The organism is Leptolyngbya sp. CCY15150 (assembly GCF_016888135.1).
Classification (GTDB): domain Bacteria; phylum Cyanobacteriota; class Cyanobacteriia; order RECH01; family RECH01; genus RECH01.
In genome coordinates, this window is the sequence record NZ_JACSWB010000278.1 from 190,246 (window position 1) to 208,056 (window position 17,811).

Below are 17,811 nucleotides of genomic sequence, written 5' to 3' on the forward strand. Positions count from 1 at the left end.
TGTTGTCTATGGGTGGGCCTGTTGTGGATGCTGTGTTCTTGTGACCTCTTATGACCTCCGATCTGCTGACGCTTTTTGGGAGCGATCGCTCCTGTCTTTTTTCTTTGGTGAGAGTTTTTTTGATCTCTCAACATTTGTGGGGAAAACAGAGTGAATATACGGGTTTATAGGTCAGATTTAGACGTTTAGAAGCCTGAAGTTCGGTAGAAGTTGGGACGCTTTTCACCTCTATTCGATAGAGAATAGATTCAAATCTGGAGAACGCACCAAGCGAAGCAATAACCAGGGGGCATTTAGGTTATTGCAACTCAACTGGAAAGCTTCTCTAATTCAATTCATGCCTGACCTTGGGGGCTTATGAGGTCAGGCATTTTTTTTGTTTGATGATCGGTCTATGGCTATCGATTGTGATGGAATGAAGCTGCATTTAGGATAAATTGACCGCCCATTCATCATGGCGTTAAAGGATTTTTTCTAACCCATAAACCAGGGATTTAAGCTGGATGACGGCACGAATGGCGAGCAAGACACCGGGCATATAACAGACGCGATCGCTGGTGTCGTGACGTAGGGTATAAACTTGCCCTGGTGCGCCAAACATGACTTCTTGGTGAGCAATTAAACCCGGTAGGCGAATGCTGTGAATGCGAATATTTTCGTCGGCAAGACCGCCCCGTGCGCCAGCAATGGTTTCAGTTTCGGTGACCTTAGGAGGATTAAAAGATTTTCCTAACTCGGCCAGCATTTGAGCGGTTTTAATAGCTGTGCCACTGGGGGCATCGGCTTTTTGGTCGTGGTGGAGTTCTAAAATCTCGACGTGGTCAAAATACTTTGAGGCTTGGATGGCGGCCTGTTGCAGCAGCACCATGCCAATAGAAAAGTTGGGAATCACCAAGCAGCCGGTGCTGGCCTTGTCGGCAAAGTCGGCTAGATCCTGCAACTGCTGATCCGATAGTCCCGTTGTGCCCACCACGGGCCGCACTCCGTAGGCGATCGCTGCCCGCACATTCTCATATACCGACTTGGGATGGGTGAAATCGACCATCACCGGCAGCTGCTTTTCCTGAGCTGCCATGGCACAGGTGGCTTCCATATCGGGCAGGATGGGAATTTCTAGCGCACCGCAGCCTGCGACCTCGCCGACATCTTGCCCTGTGAGGCTGGGATTGCGGTCAATGGCACCGATGAGGGTCATGTCGTCGGCCTGGGCGATCGCCTTAATGACTTCGCGCCCCATTTTGCCGGCTGCGCCATTTACGATTACGGGAATTGGAGCTTGTACGGTCATTGCTGAATGCCTCTACCCAAACACAACAGTGGAGATTGCTCGCACAGTTCTAGACTATGCCGTGACTATGCCGTGACTGTGCCGTGATGCGATCACCCAATGGGCATTGTAAGACAGAGTGGGGGTAGCTTGCCTCAGCGGGGTGCAGAACCTCGGCGCTGCATCCAGAGGGGCAACAGGGATAGACCGGCTAGGGCTACTAAGGCGGCGATGAAGGGTCGTAAACTGCCACCCTCTAAGGCGGTATGTCCTGTCACGCCCAGCCAGGTGTAGGCGAGGGTGCCGGGGATGATGCCAATCAGGGTGCCGAAGGCGTAGGGTTTGAGGGATAGTGGCGTTAACCCCAGAAGAAAGTTGACCAGGCAAAAGGGAGAAATCGGCGTGAGGCGCAGGGCTAGAACGCAGGAGAGGGCCTGGCGATCGCTGAGTCGATCAAACCAGGTGAGCAGCTTGTGCTGACCGACTCGTCGCATCAGGCTATCCCGTAGCAGATAGCGCGCAACCCAAAAGGCAGCGATCGCCCCCAAGGTTGCGCCCATCACAGACCATACCGTGCCCCACAGCACACCAAACATGGCCCCACCGGCAATAACCAGGACGGTTCCTGGAATGGAGAGTACCGCCGCGAGAATATGTCCTGCAATAAAGAGTAAAACTGCCCAAGGGCCTAGATGATTCAACCCATGCACCAAGGCGTGGTAGTCTAGCAAAGCCCCAAGTGGTGTGTGGAGCACTAGCCCAAGACCGACACCAACTCCGATCAAAACTATGATCAGCTTTACTAACCTACCCTTTGGCTGCATCTGAGAGTCCGCTGCTGAATACAAGCTAAGTCAGGACAGTATCTGTACACCCGGGATTGTGGTTCCCTTGTGTTCGTTTCCCTAGCCTTAGCCTGCCATCGCCTGCAGCCAGACGCATGAGTTTTTAATGAGAAAGCACTGAGTGCATTGCGCGAACTACCGATCTATCGATGCGCAAACCGTCATTCGCCTGGGTTGCTTGGGATAGCCAGGGTGAATGTGGTTAGAGCACTAAAAGTTTGACCTATGGAGCACCGGATGATGACTAGACATAATCCGTGAATGCCTGAGGTTGCAAATCTTTGAGATGACATAGCGGAGGAAGAGCGATCGCTCTCGGCGCAACCTAAGCGCGAAGGCGGCTGACCAAACGCAAGAGCAAATAGATAGCCAAAAGATACCCCGCTGCCAAGGCAGGGATGATCAGAGGAACAGTGTTGTAAGTCATAGCAGTAGCCCGGTAGCGTCAGAGGAGTTCAGAAGCAGGAAAGCAACCCACGCCCAGAAGACATAGGTGGAAAATAGGTTTTACGAATATGCAAAAGCAGGCGTGGACTGATCAACAGCAACAACGCCCAAGGTTCTTAATGCTATGTATATCCAGTACCTAGGCGATCGCCCAGACCGATAAAGTGGGTCGAAACCTGCGCAAACACGGCTCACCAGCTCATGCCAGGGAGAGTATGCGTCTTCTTCATCTTTTTGAGGCTCCAGCCATCAAAGCTACAACGGAACTGCATCGGTACAAACAAACTGCTAGACAAATGTCTTCAGCAATTTATCAGTCCCATAAGTTTTGGGTAGCTCGACCTAACACTGGTATAAAGCTTTTGAATCCTTACTTATTAGGTTAACACAGGATCTCCGTTGATCCAGGACTCTTTTTCATCTCACTTTACAAAAAGATACAAACCTCGAACAAGACATCTGTTCGGGATCTTGTCGATTTTGCACAGGGGTCTACAAGTGATGAGATCCTTGGAAAGATGCGTATAAATACGGAGGTGTGCCAGATGAGTATTTTAGTACTAAAGTACTAATGTCGCTACATGCTGGGTCAGCGCTGAAGGAGGTGCTTGTGGGGCGGGCGAGAGTGACCTAGGGCGGGACTAGGCGGAGGCGATCGCTCTGGAGATTGGGAGGATCTGGATCGGGGGAGCGATCGCTGTTTAAGACGATGGGGCTGGGCGATCGCTAGCACCTGAATCTGCATTCTCGAACGATCTATCGAACGATCTAAGGGACAGCATTCGTTGGGTGCTGGGAGACAGTCAGGGATCCCATAGGACAACTTGGACATCGTAGCTCACGGAAAAACCTTGCCTGGTAATCTCTTCAGCGATCCCTGAAGGGGTGCGATCGCAGCTAGATCATTTACAACCCGGAGCGTTGACTTAGAATGAGGATAGAATATGTAAAATTTCGTAACCTAAAGTCAGGTTCAGCCTACCCATGACCTCAGCGCTTTCTCTCTTTTCCCCCGTCGAAGCCGATCTGAGTTTGCTTTCTGAGAACTTGAAGCAGTTGGTTGGTGCGCGTCATCCAATTTTGTACGCGGCCGCAGAGCATTTATTTGGGGCATCTGGGAAGCGTGTGAGGCCTGCCATTGTTCTGCTGCTCTCGCGGGCCTCTGCGGCGGATGGATGCATCACCCCTCGCCACCGCCGCCTTGCCGAAATCACCGAGATGATTCACACCGCCAGCTTGGTGCATGATGACGTGGTGGATGAATCGGAGGTGCGGCGCGGGATTCCCACGGTACACAGCAGTTTTGGTAATCGCGTAGCGGTGTTGGCTGGAGACTTCTTGTTTGCCCAGTCTTCTTGGTATTTGGCGAACCTAGACAACCTTGAGGTGGTGAAGCTGCTCTCCCAGGTGATTATGGATTTGGCGGAGGGCGAAATTCGTCAAGGGCTGAATCGCTTTGAGGTCGATCTCTCCCTCGACGCTTATTTAGAAAAGAGCTATTACAAAACCGCGTCGTTGATTGCCAACAGCGCCAAGGCGGCGGCGGTGCTGAGCGAGGTGTCTGCAGCTTGGGCCGATGACTTCTATAACTATGGTCGTCATTTGGGACTAGCGTTCCAAATTGTGGATGACATTCTCGACTTTACCGGCTCTGCAGATTCCCTCGGCAAGCCGGCTGGCTCCGACTTGAAGAGTGGCAACCTAACGGCTCCGGTGCTCTATGCCCTTGAAGAAAAACCCTATTTAGAAACGCTGATCGAACGTGAGTTTGCTCAGGAGGGCGATCTCGATCAAGCGATCGCCCTGGTAGTGGCTAGTGAAGGTATTCAGCGATCGCGAGACTTGGCCGCCCACCATGCCCAAACCGCAGTCCAGCATTTAGAATGCCTGCCGGCTTCCGATGAACGTCAGGCCCTGATGAGCTTGGGAGATTATGTATTGCGACGGCTCTATTAAGGCGATGATGGCACCCAGATAGCCATGCTTGCGGTGCGGGGTCGCTGATGATCTAATCCATCCCCGTTCAAGAGAGCGATCGCTGCAACTTTCGCCGTAGTTTTACGGAGATGTCCGTAGTTCTACGGTGAATTGAGATGATATGGCTACATAGCTAAGATGGGGTGTACTACTCTAGTTCCCTGCCCTTAGCTTGCGCTGATGGCCACAGTTAGCCTACCCGATTGCTGTTGGTCAACGTCCTCTAACCTAGATTTCAAGCCAGATCCGGCGGTATGGCTTGGGCATTTTTCCATCGCTGCAATTGTGCCTGAACCAGGGTTTGTAGATCCGATTGGTGGATCTCTGTACCGGTCGAGAGGTTGCCAGGCTCTTCAAAAAAAACTGTGCTATCTACGGTTTTCATTGATGCAACTTGGAACAGAATATGGATAACAGGAGTGGGAAATGCCATCAATTGTGGATTTTTAAAGGCAAATGGGGCATTCGCAGCATCATTCAACGTTGGGAATGCGTAAATCACCTTTTTTTCCACAGTGGGTTCATTTCGACTACTTAGGGTTGTGATAACCCAATTTTGATCCAGGGTCTGCAATACGTAATACTCAGGTCGCTTGAGTCGTTGAGCAAGCTGCTTCAGTACAGGCGCGATCGCCTCTACCACAGCAGGTGTCTGACCATCCTTAGGAGCTTGGTCAACTAGTGTTTGAATTTGTTGGTCTAAATCCATAAACGTTTAACGGCCTATCCGCAACAGCATCTAACAAGAGCACCGTTTCCCTAGTCTAAACCGTTGTTCCCTCGTCGTTCCGCTTATATTGCCACCATTTGGGGCTAATCTCCCAGCCAAGTGGTGCAGAAAGCGCTAGACGACTGGCGTGTTTTTCACCAAGGTTTGGATGGGTTAAGCGTGGTTAATTCATCTCAAGCCCGTGATGGGGGCAGGAATGGGGCTTTTGTCTGGATGGTTTCAGCCGCTTAGCTGGCTGTCGATGGTGCTGGATTTGGGTCGTCCAAGGCTAGGAGGGCGATCGCCATGGGTTTTGTCACACTCCATATCACCCATACGGGCGTTTCGTCGAATAGTGTTTTATGCTGGATGGGCAAAATGAATGCCGATCTGGGCAGACTGGATCATGGATAGATTGCAGGAATACATTGCAGAGATACATTGCCGCATCGATCCATCGCAGCAAGATGGGATGGATCGATGCGGGCAGATGTAGTTTAGCTATGGAAGGATAGCGGATTGGTGAGAACCAGGCTAGATTCAATCATCAGCGACACTGGTCTAGATCTCTGTCGATGAGTGACTCACTCCAGATCATCTCTGATTCAGCTAGGTTCTAGCCTATGTCCCGGTGGCTCCTCGGTGGGGCTATCGATGGGATGGGCAGGGTAGATCAGCTCGGTTGTCCTTGGAGCGGGTCTTGGGAGTGGGTATACAGTAAACGGTCACTAATCAGGGGAGACCATCTAAAGCGTGGGGTCGATTTCTGAACTGCTATTTCAAGAATTCCGGGATGCTACCCAAGCCTCTGCTCAGAACTGTCGAGAGGTGTCACTTCGTTTAGCTCATGAAGTGAGTCGCATTTGTACCGAGAGCCAGCGTATTCAGCGTTCTGGGGAAGTAGACACCTGGATGGTGACGCTGGCCCGGCACCGGCTGAATCAATGCCTGAAGTACAACCGTTTGGGGTCGCGGCGGGGACGGGTTGAGCTACACAGCACCCTCAGCGCTGTGATCTATCGCTACATTACGCCACCCCAGGTGCAGTCTAGCTACCAGGCTCGGCTGACGCTGATTGAAGATTTCCTGCAGGGCTTTTACATCGAGTCGCTCAATGCCTTTCGTCGGGAAAACCAGGTGCCCAGCGATTATCGGCCGCGTAGCTTGCTGGAGCTGTCGGAATATATGGCGTTTACCGAACGCTATGGCAAACGGCGCATTCCGCTGCCGGGGCGACGCAGTCAGCAGTTGATTATTCTGCGGGCTCAGACCTTTTCCCAGCAGCAGCCTCCCGAAACCATGGTGGATATGGAGCAGGCGGCGGAGGGCAGTAGTCCTGATGGCGATCGCAGTTGGAGTACGGCACCCCTGCAGCAGGTGCGCGAACAAATGGTGGCGCGGGAGCCCGACACGGATGAAAGTTCCCTGCGGCGCACGGTTATTCAAGAGCTAATGGCCTACCTAGAAGAACGGCAGCAGGAAGACTGTGCCAACTATTTTTCTCTGCGGTTGAAAGATCTGCCAGCCAGCGAGATTGAGGCTATCTTAGGACTAACGCCACGCCAGCGCGACTATTTACAGCAGCGGTTTAAATATCATTTAATTCGCTTTGCCCTATCCCATCATTGGGAACTGGTGCATCAGTGGCTGGAGGCGGACCTAGAGCGCAACTTTGGTCTGACGCCTCACCAGTGGGCTCGCCTGCAAGAGCAGATTACGCCGAAGCAGGCAGAACTCTTGCAGTTGAAGCAAGACAAGGTGGAGGATGGGGCGATCGCTCAGATCCTCGGCTGTACCCTCACGCAACTTCACAAACAATGGTCAAAACTGCTAGAACTGGCCTGGGAAATTCGCAACAGCTAGCCCTTGAGGCGGTACGGAGCTGGTCTGCTGTAAGGCGTTGGGCGATCGCTGGATCGTCTGCCTGAAAATTACTCGTGCGATCGCTGATGCAGTATCCGGAGCAACGGGATCAACCCATGAATAAAGACCCAGAAGCGATAAAACATCTACTTGCATGGCTGTTGCAAGAACCAAGCCTAAGCGCAATGAACCCGTCTGAGATGAATGTGAGCCATGGGGTTGGCTCTGACCCATCTGGGAGTTTGGATGCACAGTCTTCAAATCATTTAGACCCCCTCGATTCTGAGGATATAGACCCCACGCTAGAAATCCTTAGTGAATCGAGCCGCCGTTTGTTTGAGCAAACATCCTTTGAACTGGGAGATATACCTGTCGTGCAAGACCGTTTCCATGCTCTGTTAAAGCGTCGGCTCCAGTCAGAAATTGAACAGAACCCCCCCCTGTTCCCCTGGGAGTCCGAACTCTGTGATTATGCCGCTGAGCCTGTAGACTTAGCTACTCCAGCCCTAGTTCCCACTGGGTTTTGGGAGGCTCAGCTCAAAGACCGTCTCAATAGTCCCGTAGCCCTGCCCGAGGGAGTGCTGGCTACCCTGCTCAGCCAATGCCAAGCGGTGGTGCAACTCTCGCTGCGGGAAGGTGCCAAGCTGGTGCAGGCTGTAGAAATGCTGTTTCCCGGCGAAGCCCGAACCCTCAATCAACTGGCTGGCTTGGTGTTAGCGCCTCCCACCCGGTCTGAGTCCATGACCTTGGTCAATCAAACTGGATTGCCGAAAAGCTATGAAGCGGCGACCCAGCCCCAGCAGATGGCCCTGTCGCTGTTGGCAGCGCGGGAAATTTTGAGCCTGTTGACCTTAGATGTGTCGGCTAGCCAGCCCACCGCTACCCGTCAGTGGCTCACCCCCATGGGCGTGCTCACCCTGACGACGACCTATCAGGCGGATATGGAACAGATCCGTATCCAAGGGCAGTTGCCTTGTCAGGGTAGCCTGACGTTGCAGGGGGGAGATGCCCAAGCGACGGCTCAACGGTCTAGCGAAGGCCGTCTGGGCGTGGAGTTGTTTGATATTACACCAGGGCAAACCTATACGCTGACCATTAATGCAGCCGGGTTAACCCAACCTCTCCTCTTTGCCATCCACCCCCATTAGCCTCCTAGGACTTCGATGTCATCTGCGCCCCAGCGCGGGGCCCAGCGTGAGCGATCGCCATCATTGGGGAGGGCCAGTATGTGTCCTAGGCTAAAACCATCACGGCGCGTCTCAAGTATCCAACTTGATGGCGCGCCGTTTGCATGGGGGCTGCGTGACGGATGGGTTGAGGACAAAGGTTGATCCCTAGGATTCACCCCTGAGCCCGTCCTCAACTGTGTCTAACTGTGCCAAACGGTTAAGAAAAAGGGCGATCGCGATCTACCGGCCCTAAAAACACCGTATGGTTTTTAATGAGACGGGTTGTGCTGTAGCCTACGCCTCTATGGTGCGGAGCACAACATACCTTACGCATTGGGAACCTTAAGCTATGTCAGAATCTACAATTGAGTCGGGTTTACAGGAGAAGCGGGTTTTCTATCCCTCGGCTGAGTTTTCGTCCCAGGCGCAGGTGAAGAGCCTCGATGAGTATCAGCAACTCTATGATCGCGCTCAGGCAGATCCGCAAACATTTTGGGCCGAGTTGGCTGAGCAAGAACTGCATTGGTTCCAGCCTTGGCATACCGTTTTGGACTGGCAACCTCCCTTTGCACAGTGGTTTGTGGGAGGGCAGACCAATGTTTCGTACAACTGCTTGGATCGCCATCTCACCACTTGGCGGCGGAATAAAGCGGCGCTGATCTGGGAAGGCGAACCCGGCGACTCCCGCACCCTCACCTATGCTCAGCTTCATCGGGAGGTGTGCCAATTTGCCAATGCGCTCAAGCAGTTGGGCGTGGGCAAGGGGGATGTGGTGGGCATTTATATGCCAATGATCCCGGAAGCAGCGATCGCCATGTTGGCCTGTGCTCGGATCGGTGCGCCCCACAGTGTAGTGTTCGGCGGCTTCAGTGCGGAGGCCGTACGCGATCGCCTAGCCGATGGTAAGGCTAAGTTGGTGGTGACGGCGGATGGCGGATGGCGGAAAGATGCCATCGTGCCCCTGAAAACCCAGGTGGATCGAGCGATCGCGGATGGTGCGGTGCCGACCGTGGAGAACGTGCTGGTAGTGCGGCGCACCGGGCAGGACATTGACATGCAGCCAGGGCGCGACCATTGGTGGCACGATCTCCAGCCCACCGTGTCGGCAGATTGCCCGGCAGAACCCATGGACAGTGAAGACGTGCTGTTCGTGCTCTACACCTCCGGCAGCACCGGCAAACCCAAGGGTGTGGTGCATACCACGGCGGGCTACAACCTCTACGCCCACATGACCACCAAGTGGATCTTCGATCTCCAGGATACCGATGTCTACTGGTGTACAGCAGATGTGGGCTGGATTACCGGACATAGCTACATCGTCTATGGCCCGCTCTCGAATGGGGCCACCAGCGTCATGTATGAAGGCGCACCCCGTCCCTCCAATCCCGGTTGTTTCTGGGATGTGGTAGAAAAATATGGCGTCACCATTTTCTACACTGCTCCCACCGCAATTCGGGCTTTTATCAAAATGGGGTCAGACTTACCCCAAGCTCGTGACCTGTCCTCCCTGCGCCTGCTGGGTACTGTGGGCGAACCCATTAACCCAGAAGCCTGGATGTGGTATCACACGGTGATTGGCAAGGAACGCTGTCCTATTGTGGATACCTGGTGGCAAACGGAGACTGGTGGTGTGATGATTACGCCGCTGCCGGGAGCAACGCCTACCAAGCCAGGCTCAGCTACTCGACCGTTACCGGGCATTTTGGCAGATGTGGTTGACCTAGATGGTAACTCAGTACCAGATAACGAGGGCGGCTATCTAGTGGTTCGCCATCCTTGGCCAGGAATGATGCGCACGGTCTACGGCGACCCCGATCGCTTCCGGCGTACCTATTGGGAGCATATTCCCCCCAAAGATGGTCGGTATCTCTACTTTGCCGGGGATGGAGCCCGGCGGGATGAAGATGGCTACTTCTGGGTGATGGGGCGCGTGGATGATGTGATCAACGTCGCGGGGCATCGTCTGGGCACCATGGAGATTGAATCTGCCTTAGTGTCCCACCCTGCCGTGGCGGAAGCCGCTGTCGTGGGGCGTCCTGATGAGGTGAAGGGGAATGAAATTGTTGCCTTCGTCACCTTAGAGAGCGATCAAGAACCTACTGAGGAATTAGCTAAGGCGCTGAAAAAACACGTTGGGCAAGAAATTGGAGCGATCGCTCGTCCGGGTGATATTCGCTTCAGTGATGCCTTACCCAAGACGCGATCGGGTAAGATCATGCGTCGTTTATTGCGATCGATTGCTTCTGGGCAAGAAGTGTCTGGAGATACGTCAACCCTAGAAGATCGCTCGGTGCTCGATAAGCTACGGGGTGGCGCGTAGACTCAACGGTTAAGCGTCAACCTTGAACATCTGAGGGTGGGGAGTTTCCTCACCCTCAGATGTTTCTGCTAGTGGTGCTTGTGTCGTGAATAACACAAGGTTAATGACGTCACAACTATGGCAGACTCTACGGCATTTCTGCCGGTGAATGCAACGTGCTGCAAAAGTTTTTCGATTGCTTCGATTGCTTCGATTATTGCGTTTGGCGAGCTATACTGTTGGACAAGAGATGCAAAGCTGGAAGGGTACTATGGCTAAAAACATCACTAATGCTCAAGCAATGATTGCGCCAACTGCCGCCGATACAGCGCTTGCGCGTGAGTCAAGCCGTCAACTGTCAAAATTTCTAGATAAATATTCTCTGGTTGGTAGCCAAGTGCCAGACGTCCGTCTGCTTGTGCAAGCAGATAATGAACCAGAAGAGGTGGTTGTTATTCCAGCTTCTGCCTTTCGCCTTTTGACGGATATTCTGGCGCAGATGGCTTGTGGTAATGCGGTCACGTTGATTCCTGTACATGCTGAATTGTCTACTCAACAGGCAGCAGATCTGCTAAATGTATCTCGCCCATTTTTAATTAGTTTGATTGAGAATGACAAGATTCCGTATCGAAACGTCGGAACCCATCGTCGGATACGCTTTGATGATCTCATGACGTATAAGCAGTCCATTGATCAAGCACGACTTCAAACGCTTGAAGAGCTTGCACGCGAGGCCCAAGAGCTTGACATGGGCTATTGATGGTGGGCAGTCTCATCGCCTTATTCGATGCATGTGTTCTCTATCCAGCTCCTCTTCGCGACTTTTTGATGCACTTGGCACTAACCGATCTATTTCGTGCAAAATGGACTGACGAGATTCATGATGAGTGGATTCGAAATTTACTGAAGAACAGAGCCGATCTCACGCAGGAGCGCCTTCAACGCACTAGAAATCTAATGAACAGTCATGTGCGCGACTGTCTAGTGTTTGGCTATGAAGAGCTGATTCCATCTCTGACCTTGCCTGATCAGAGCGATCGCCATGTTCTAGCGGCTGCAATTTATTCTGGTGCTGATGTTATTGTTACTTACAATTTATCCGATTTTCCAGCCAATACCCTTAGGCAGTATGGCATTGAGGCTCAACATCCTGATAGGTTTATTACCTATTTAATGGATTTGGCTCCAGTAGCAATCTGTGATGCTGCTAGACGACAGCGCATGAGCTTGAAAAACCCGCCTCAAAGTGTTGATACATTGCTCGCAGCTTATGAACAACAGGGATTATTTCAGACGGTGGCAGCACTGAGATTGTACAGTGAATTTCTCTGAAACGCTCAGACTTTTGCCAGTTTGATAGTTCCCATGATTTATGGTTCGCTCCAAGTAAAGTGTGTGGTAGCGTGCTGTTAGGCGAAGCCGTAACGCACTGCCTTGAAACGCTGAAATGCATTAGCGATAGCGTAATGCATCCTACAAAAATAGAGATTTCTGCTTAGCGATTTCATTCAACGGTGAAAATCAGGGTTGAGCTTTTTGAATCAAAAGATTGAGACTTAATCCATACAAGTACGACTGTGGATGGGTAGCGTACACTGAAAGAACCAAATGCTGACGATGATGCCTGAGCTTGCTGTGAGGTGGGACGATGCGAATTTTGTTGGTTGATGATGAGCCAGCTTTGACGGGCCCTCTCAGTCGCGTGCTGACGCGGGAGGGCTACCAGGTGGATATCACCCACGATGGTTTGGAGGGGAGTCAGCTTGCCCAGTCCGGTGGCTATGATGTCCTGATTCTTGACTGGATGCTTCCGGCCCTGAGTGGTTTGGAGCTTTGTCAGCAGTTGCGGGCGCAGGGTGATACGACGCCGGTGCTGTTTCTGACGGCGAAAGATACCTTGGATGATCGGGTGGAGGGGTTGGATGCTGGGGCGGATGACTATCTGGTGAAGCCCTTTGAGCTGCGGGAACTGTTGGCGCGGGTGCGGGCCCTGCTGCGCCGCCCGCCTACCCTTGAGCCCAGTCCTACATCCCGGTTGCAGGTGGATGATCTGGTGCTGAATCTAGCCAACCAGGTTGCTCATCGAGGCGATCGCTCTATTGATTTATCTGAAAAAGAAAGTCAGCTTCTAGCCTACCTCATGCGTCATGCTAATGATGTATTGACCCATGAACAGATTCAGCAACACCTTTGGTCTGCCGATGAACGTCCGAGCAGTAATGCCCTGGCTGCCCAAATTCGTCTGCTGCGCCGCAAGATAGAGCATGATGGTGAACCACAGCTTATTCATACAGTCTATGGTAAAGGCTACCGACTGGGGGAGATGTCTCCTGGCTGAGGGGTTTAGTCTTGGGTGGGCGATCGCCGTCCTACTAGCTTATCTCGCAGTTGACGGATGCGATCGCGGAACTTGGCTGCTTCTTCAAACTCAAGATTTTTAGCTGCTTCTTTCATCTGTGTTTCTAGTTTGACAATGAGGCTGGGAATATCTTCTAGGGGTAGATCATGGGCTTGCTCATAGAGTTCTTCTAAGTCTTGAGCGTTGATGCGTCGAGATACTTCTAGGAACGATAAGATAGAATTGCCTTGCTTTTTGATAATAGGTTTGGGCGTAATTCCGTGTTTTTCGTTGTAGGCTTGTTGGATGGCGCGGCGGCGTTCTGTTTCGCTGATGGCATAGGCCATGCTATCGGTTAAGTTATCGGCGTAGAGAATAGCTTTGCCGTCAATATGTCGTGCTGCCCGACCGATGGTTTGGATGAGCGATCGCGCTGCTCTGAGGAAACCTTCTTTATCTGCATCGAGAATGGCAACTAGGGATACTTCTGGTAAATCCAGCCCTTCCCGCAGGAGGTTGACGCCGATTAATACATCAAACTGACCGTTGCGTAAATCCTGAAGAATTTCAATGCGCTCAATAGAATTAATTTCTGAATGGAGGTATCGTACCCGCACGGCGCGCTCTTGAAAGTAGTCTGTCAGGTCTTCTGCCATACGTTTGGTCAACGTGGTGATCAGCGTGCGTTCCTGTCGCTCCACCCGTAGCCGAATTTCTCCCAGAAGGTCATCGACCTGCCCTTCGGTGGGGCGCACAAAAATTTCTGGATCCAGGACGCCAGTGGGGCGGATAATTTGCTCCACCACCTGACCCTCGGAGATTTCTAGTTCCCAATCCCCTGGGGTTGCTGAGACAAACACACATTGCTTGGCTTTGTCCCAGAATTCCTCGGCCTTCAGAGGACGGTTATCCGCTGCGCTGGGCAGCCGGAAGCCATGGTCTACCAGGGTCATTTTCCGAGAGCGATCGCCATTGTACATGCCTCGGATCTGGGGAATAGACACATGGGACTCATCAATCACCAACAGCCAGTCGTCTGGAAAATAGTCGATTAAACATTCCGGTGGTGATCCGGCAATGCGGCCGGCTAGGTGCCGGGCATAGTTTTCCACGCCGTTGCAGTAGCCCACCTCTCGCAGCATTTCTAGGTCATAGCGGGTGCGCTGTTCGAGGCGCTGGGCTTCTAGGAGCTTATTCTCAGACTCTAGCTCCGCCAGCCGCATCTTAAGCTCTTGCTCAATGGCATCACAGGCTTCATCGAGGCGATCGTCAGGCGTGACAAAGTGGCGAGCTGGGTAGACGTTCAGAGACTCCAAGCTCTGCAGGGTTTCGCCCGTGAGTGGATCAATGTAGCGAATGGCGTCAATTTCGTCGCCAAAGAACTCAATGCGAATCAACCGATCTTCGTAGGCCGGGCCAATTTCCAGCACATCGCCCTTCACCCGAAAGCGACCGCGCCCCACATCTAAGTCATTGCGCTCATACTGCACCGAAGCGAGATCCCGTAGGATCTGCCGTTGATTGACCTCCATGCCCACGCGAAATGGTAGGGCGGCATTCAAATATTCCGACGGAATACCCAAACCATAGATACAGCTAATGGAGGCTACGACAATCACATCCCGCCGCTCAAAGAGCGATCGCGTTGCGGAGTGGCGCAGCATATCAATTTCTTCGTTGATGGAGGCTGTTTTGGCGATGTAGGTATCGGTGACGGGAATGTAGGCTTCGGGTTGGTAATAGTCGTAGTAGCTAATGAAATATTCCACGGCATTGTCCGGGAAAAAGTCTCGCAGCTCGTTGCAAAGCTGGGCGGCGAGGGTTTTGTTGTGGGCGAGCACTAGGGTTGGACGTCCCAGTTGCTCGATTACTCGGGCCATGGTGTGGGTTTTGCCCGTGCCCGTTGCGCCCAGAAGGGTTTGGTAGCGATGTCCTGCCTGAATCCCTTGCACCAGTTGAGCGATCGCTTTCGGTTGATCACCGGTTGGTTCAAAGGGAGCTGTTACCCGAAACTCAGCCATGCTGCTACCTCGCACACCACTAAATCACACTGTTTCTATGATGGCGAATTTCTGACCATTCGGGAGCAATCCAGAGCACAAGATCGGGTTGCATATCTGTATGCCCTAAGGTCTTGATGTTTCGTTAGCGGTTCTCCATCGGCTAGATTGATTAAGGATTTAACCGATGTCTGAAAGGAGACTAGGCAAGAATTGTAGGGCTTGTCTCCCCAGCATTTGGACTAATAGATCGCCCCGGAAGATGGGGCTGGGGGGAGGGTCTTCGAGGTTGGTTCGGTAGCCAGTATTCTGATGCGGACGTAACCCGCCGATTTCCTAAGGCGGAAACCCTTATGCGTCCTGGACTTCCGTTTCGTTTTTCTGTCTTTGTTCGTCTATCTTGCGATCCGAAGAGCCAGGAGAGCGATCGCGTAATACTTGGACATTTTATATTTTGAAAGTCTTTAGTATTCAATGAACTTTCTTCAACTTATGCGTTGAACTGCTTCATGGTGGTGTGAATGCGATCGCTTCCTAGAAACATTGCGAAACACCTTGCTGATGAAACCTAAGAAAGAGTGAAGTCTCAGCTTTTTAACGGGAAAAAGGCCTTACTTTTGAGGAAGCGAAAAAGTCGCTTGCTCTGGGACTTGTACTCACCAAACCAGCTTTAAGACGACACGATAATAGTTCCGGCTGGAATTCTGGGTTGATCATGAAATTCTCACAAAGCTATGTTCTAGTGCTGGATCATCAACGGGATGATGTCCAGCAGTTACGCTCGATTCTCAAACGATTAAGATGCCCAGTTGTGATTGTTCGATCAGTCGAACAGGCGATCGCCACTGCGCTAGAAACGCCACCCTATTTGATCATTTTGGCGGGCAGTCATCAGACCTGGCCCGAGCATTTGGTCAACGATCTTCGGCGCATTCATCAACAGTGCAGCATCACCATTGTGGCCTTAACTGACTGCAATGCACCTAGCTGGTTGCCCCAGGAAGAAAATCCAGGCTTTGATGGATTTTTGGTGAAACCTCTGAATGGGGACGTGATGGTGTCTTTGGTGCAATCGGCTTGGGCCCGTCAAGCCTGTTGCTCAACTATGCTGGGTTAGATCTACATGGCTTGATAGCTGCCAGGATGGGTGGTGCTGCCTAGATTCCTTAGATTCCTCTCTGAAGGGATATCTTCATTCCCCGGCCTTTTGCAGCAGACCCAGTTGTTGCAGGGCTGCTGCTGCTGCTGCTTTCTCGGCATCTTGCTTGCGCCGTCCTTTGCCTTCCCCAAAGGTGCGGCTGCCCACCTGCACCACAGCGGTGAACTCCCGGGCGTGGTCGGGACCAGACTGATGCACGATGGTGTATTTGGGATTTTTGCCATATTCCGCCAAGGCCCATTCCTGGAAGCGGCTTTTCATGTTGCCCATGGGAGCAGCGATCGCTAAATCTTCCACTTCAGCGGCAAATAACGGTTCAAGATAGGCCCGCACTGCCTCAACATTGGAATCACAATCTATAAAATAGGCCCCAATCATGGCTTCAAAGGCGCTGCTCAGCAGGTTGGGATTGTTGCGCCCTCCATCTCGTTCCGCCCCGCGCCCCAACCGCATCATGTTGGGTTGATCCATCCCCAAAGCCAGGGCAAACCGTGCAAGCTGAGTTTCATCGACAAGCGCCGATCGGAGGGCGGTCAAGTCACCTTCGGGCTTATCGGGATAGCGCTTATACAAAAAGTCGCCGCTCAGAAAGTTGAGCACGGCATCCCCCAAAAATTCTAGACGTTCATTATGGGAGCCTGCCGATGGATGCTCGTTGACATAGGAGCGGTGGGTCATGGCTTGTTGGAACAGAAGCATGTTGCGGAAGGGAGGAAGTGTGGGCATAACAATGGGATAGAACGCGTAAGGTAAAAAAGGTTCAATAGACAAGTCACATCTCGCTAGGTTGTTCCTAGAGGTTTATTGATGAAAGTAGAGTAGGATTAGGGCGTAATCTCTATGGTTCGACAAGCTTGCATCAAGAGCTGTGTCTGGCTCTAGCCATGACTTGAAAGCATGAGCATGCTTGATCTTGAGGTTATGCCATGTAGGTATGAAGCAAAGGCTTACTTACCCGCGATAGAGGTCGAAGATAAACGAGATAGCGCTATCGATGGTGTAGGTATGCTAAATCGTTGAGCTAGTTGTAGCGTATGTTAGGGCGTAGCTAGGTCAGAGTTTGATTCATGGTTACCTACTCATTAAAGAGGCACAGAAAGAGCAAGAGAAACGCATTTGACCACCTGAAACGAGAGTTCACATGCGGGATGGAACATGAAGGAAGACAACGCCGCCCAACTTGACAGCCTAAACATTAAATTTTACGGCTTGTCTGGTCAAAATGTGGAGAAGCGATCGCAAACTATAACTACGGAAATAATTGCGATCGCCCCCGGGGCTGTTCCGCAGGGGCCATGGTGTTGGTCTGAGCCGATCAACCAGCACTCCTAAGCCTGCCTAGTAGGAGTAGCATGGTGTCTTAACGCTGTCTTCCCAATGCCGTGTTAGGGTAGACGAGCATGACTGCTGCATTGATCATGGATACTTTCTTTCTATACCTATGAGTACCGAACTGGATACGGGCCTACCCAGCATTCGTCTAATTCAATCTCTTATTAAAGATTCCAGCGAAGTTGAGCTGAAAATGGTCACCGATGACCTATTGGTGGGCAAAATTCTTTGGCAAGATCCCCACTGTGTATGTCTGGTTGACCACTATAACCAACAGACGGTGATCTACCGTCATGCCATTGTCTTTATGAAGCCCAAAGCCTAAACCGAAACCCAGGAGGGGTGCGTAGACTGTCGTCTCGTCCTCTCCTGGGTGCTTTCGGGATACTTGGCTCAGGATATTCCC

Annotated in this window: 15 protein-coding genes; 9 read left to right on the forward strand and 6 right to left on the reverse strand. The window is 52.1% G+C overall.

The annotated features are described in order from the left end of the window. Nucleotides 1–460: 460 nt before the first annotated feature. The 3 genes from dapB to JUJ53_RS21400 form a co-directional block, all read right to left on the reverse strand. Nucleotides 461–1,288, reverse strand: a complete 828-nt coding sequence (dapB, locus tag JUJ53_RS21390; protein WP_204154049.1) for a 4-hydroxy-tetrahydrodipicolinate reductase — start codon at nt 1,286–1,288, stop codon at nt 461–463. A 134-nt stretch (nt 1,289–1,422) separates the two neighbouring features. Next, nucleotides 1,423–2,052, reverse strand: coding sequence for a TVP38/TMEM64 family protein (locus JUJ53_RS21395; RefSeq protein ID WP_204154050.1), 630 nt, complete (start codon nt 2,050–2,052; stop codon nt 1,423–1,425). Between the two features lie 1,096 nt (nt 2,053–3,148). Then, entirely contained in the window at nt 3,149–3,304 is a 156-nt protein-coding gene (locus JUJ53_RS21400; protein WP_204154051.1) for a hypothetical protein, read from the reverse strand. A gap of 239 nt (nt 3,305–3,543) precedes the next feature. On the opposite strand from JUJ53_RS21400, the gene sds reads away from it, so the two are divergent. Continuing rightward, a complete protein-coding gene (gene sds / locus JUJ53_RS21405) occupies nt 3,544–4,515 on the forward strand; it encodes a solanesyl diphosphate synthase (RefSeq protein WP_204154052.1) in 972 nt (323 codons plus the stop codon). Nucleotides 4,516–4,771: 256 nt separating this feature from the next. On the opposite strand, the gene JUJ53_RS21410 is transcribed toward sds, so the two are convergent. Beyond that, nucleotides 4,772–5,245, reverse strand: a complete 474-nt coding sequence (locus tag JUJ53_RS21410) for a hypothetical protein (protein WP_204154053.1) — start codon at nt 5,243–5,245, stop codon at nt 4,772–4,774. Nucleotides 5,246–5,998: 753 nt separating this feature from the next. Between JUJ53_RS21410 and hetZ the strand changes: the two genes are divergently transcribed. The 6 genes from hetZ to rppA all read left to right on the forward strand — a co-directional run bounded on the left by hetZ (nt 5,999) and on the right by rppA (nt 12,914). Continuing rightward, complete coding sequence (gene hetZ, locus JUJ53_RS21415; protein ID WP_204154054.1) at nt 5,999–7,108, forward strand: heterocyst differentiation protein HetZ; 1,110 nt, start codon at nt 5,999–6,001, stop codon at nt 7,106–7,108. Nucleotides 7,109–7,224: 116 nt separating this feature from the next. Beyond that, on the forward strand, nt 7,225–8,256 hold the full coding sequence (locus tag JUJ53_RS21420; RefSeq protein WP_204154055.1) for a hypothetical protein: 1,032 nt from the start codon (nt 7,225–7,227) through the stop codon (nt 8,254–8,256). Between the two features lie 370 nt (nt 8,257–8,626). After that, nucleotides 8,627–10,597 (forward strand): acetate--CoA ligase, encoded by a 1,971-nt coding sequence (acs, locus tag JUJ53_RS21425; protein ID WP_204154056.1) that lies wholly within the window; start codon nt 8,627–8,629, stop codon nt 10,595–10,597. A gap of 250 nt (nt 10,598–10,847) precedes the next feature. Beyond that, nucleotides 10,848–11,336, forward strand: coding sequence for an excisionase family DNA-binding protein (locus JUJ53_RS21430; RefSeq protein WP_204154177.1), 489 nt, complete (start codon nt 10,848–10,850; stop codon nt 11,334–11,336). Then, entirely contained in the window at nt 11,336–11,908 is a 573-nt protein-coding gene (locus JUJ53_RS21435; RefSeq protein WP_204154057.1) for a PIN domain-containing protein, read from the forward strand. The genes JUJ53_RS21430 and JUJ53_RS21435 overlap by 1 nt, the downstream gene beginning before the upstream one ends. A 316-nt stretch (nt 11,909–12,224) precedes the next feature. Further along, nucleotides 12,225–12,914 (forward strand): two-component system response regulator RppA, encoded by a 690-nt coding sequence (gene rppA / locus JUJ53_RS21440; RefSeq protein ID WP_204154058.1) that lies wholly within the window; start codon nt 12,225–12,227, stop codon nt 12,912–12,914. A gap of 5 nt (nt 12,915–12,919) precedes the next feature. Here the strand turns inward: rppA and uvrB are convergent, their stop codons facing one another. Further along, complete coding sequence (uvrB, locus tag JUJ53_RS21445) at nt 12,920–14,935, reverse strand: excinuclease ABC subunit UvrB (RefSeq protein ID WP_204154059.1); 2,016 nt, start codon at nt 14,933–14,935, stop codon at nt 12,920–12,922. Between the two features lie 694 nt (nt 14,936–15,629). Here uvrB and JUJ53_RS21450 point away from each other — a divergent pair. Beyond that, nucleotides 15,630–16,031: a response regulator gene (locus JUJ53_RS21450; protein ID WP_204154060.1), complete on the forward strand. Its 402-nt coding sequence runs from the start codon at nt 15,630–15,632 to the stop codon at nt 16,029–16,031. A gap of 75 nt (nt 16,032–16,106) precedes the next feature. Here the strand turns inward: JUJ53_RS21450 and rnc are convergent, their stop codons facing one another. Continuing rightward, nucleotides 16,107–16,799: a ribonuclease III gene (rnc, locus tag JUJ53_RS21455; RefSeq protein ID WP_204154061.1), complete on the reverse strand. Its 693-nt coding sequence runs from the start codon at nt 16,797–16,799 to the stop codon at nt 16,107–16,109. A 715-nt stretch (nt 16,800–17,514) separates the two neighbouring features. Between rnc and JUJ53_RS21460 the strand changes: the two genes are divergently transcribed. Then, complete coding sequence (locus JUJ53_RS21460; RefSeq protein WP_204154062.1) at nt 17,515–17,730, forward strand: RNA chaperone Hfq; 216 nt, start codon at nt 17,515–17,517, stop codon at nt 17,728–17,730. Nucleotides 17,731–17,811: the final 81 nt, after the last annotated feature.

What these genes read in the sequence shown, in the direction of transcription:
- acs (WP_204154056.1), top strand. Translation starts at nt 8,627, where the DNA reads ATGTCAGAATCTACAATTGAGTCGGGTTTACAGGAGAAGCGGGTTTTC.
- JUJ53_RS21410 (WP_204154053.1), bottom strand. Translation starts at nt 5,245, where the DNA reads ATGGATTTAGACCAACAAATTCAAACACTAGTTGACCAAGCTCCTAAG.
- JUJ53_RS21400 (WP_204154051.1), bottom strand. Translation starts at nt 3,304, where the DNA reads ATGCAGATTCAGGTGCTAGCGATCGCCCAGCCCCATCGTCTTAAACAG.
- JUJ53_RS21450 (WP_204154060.1), top strand. Translation starts at nt 15,630, where the DNA reads ATGAAATTCTCACAAAGCTATGTTCTAGTGCTGGATCATCAACGGGAT.
- JUJ53_RS21435 (WP_204154057.1), top strand. Translation starts at nt 11,336, where the DNA reads ATGGTGGGCAGTCTCATCGCCTTATTCGATGCATGTGTTCTCTATCCA.
- dapB (WP_204154049.1), bottom strand. Translation starts at nt 1,288, where the DNA reads ATGACCGTACAAGCTCCAATTCCCGTAATCGTAAATGGCGCAGCCGGC.
- sds (WP_204154052.1), top strand. Translation starts at nt 3,544, where the DNA reads ATGACCTCAGCGCTTTCTCTCTTTTCCCCCGTCGAAGCCGATCTGAGT.
- rppA (WP_204154058.1), top strand. Translation starts at nt 12,225, where the DNA reads ATGCGAATTTTGTTGGTTGATGATGAGCCAGCTTTGACGGGCCCTCTC.
- JUJ53_RS21430 (WP_204154177.1), top strand. Translation starts at nt 10,848, where the DNA reads ATGGCTAAAAACATCACTAATGCTCAAGCAATGATTGCGCCAACTGCC.
- JUJ53_RS21420 (WP_204154055.1), top strand. Translation starts at nt 7,225, where the DNA reads ATGAATAAAGACCCAGAAGCGATAAAACATCTACTTGCATGGCTGTTG.
- rnc (WP_204154061.1), bottom strand. Translation starts at nt 16,799, where the DNA reads ATGCCCACACTTCCTCCCTTCCGCAACATGCTTCTGTTCCAACAAGCC.
- uvrB (WP_204154059.1), bottom strand. Translation starts at nt 14,935, where the DNA reads ATGGCTGAGTTTCGGGTAACAGCTCCCTTTGAACCAACCGGTGATCAA.
- JUJ53_RS21460 (WP_204154062.1), top strand. Translation starts at nt 17,515, where the DNA reads ATGAGTACCGAACTGGATACGGGCCTACCCAGCATTCGTCTAATTCAA.